1 protein-coding gene is annotated in these 246 nt (G+C 58.1%); it reads right to left on the bottom strand.

What is annotated here, in order from left to right; genetic code table 11:
• Nucleotides 1-246, bottom strand: a 246-nt coding sequence (locus SB659_RS20285) for an efflux RND transporter permease subunit (RefSeq protein ID WP_410551733.1), incomplete at both ends; no start/stop codon positions are given.

The following is a 246-nucleotide window of genomic DNA, read 5'->3' as shown; positions in this document are numbered from 1 at the left end:
CGCGGTGCCGAGCTCCGGAATCGACGGCGGATTGAACGGAATCACGACCGCATCCTTGTACCGCGAATAATGCGCGGCGGTGCGCTCGATCAGTGCGGCGACCTTTTGTGACGCACGTTGACGCTGCTCATACGGTTTGAGCTTCACGAAAACGAGTCCGGCGTTTTGACCGCGCCCCGCAAAACTGAAACCGTTGACGGTGAATACCGAATCGACGGTATCCTTCTCCGCCGTCTTCATATGCTC

The sequence above is a fragment of the Arthrobacter sp. SIMBA_036 genome (genome assembly GCF_046535135.1).
Lineage (GTDB): Bacteria > Actinomycetota > Actinomycetes > Actinomycetales > Micrococcaceae > Arthrobacter.
This window is presented reverse-complemented; position numbering and strand designations above follow the sequence as displayed.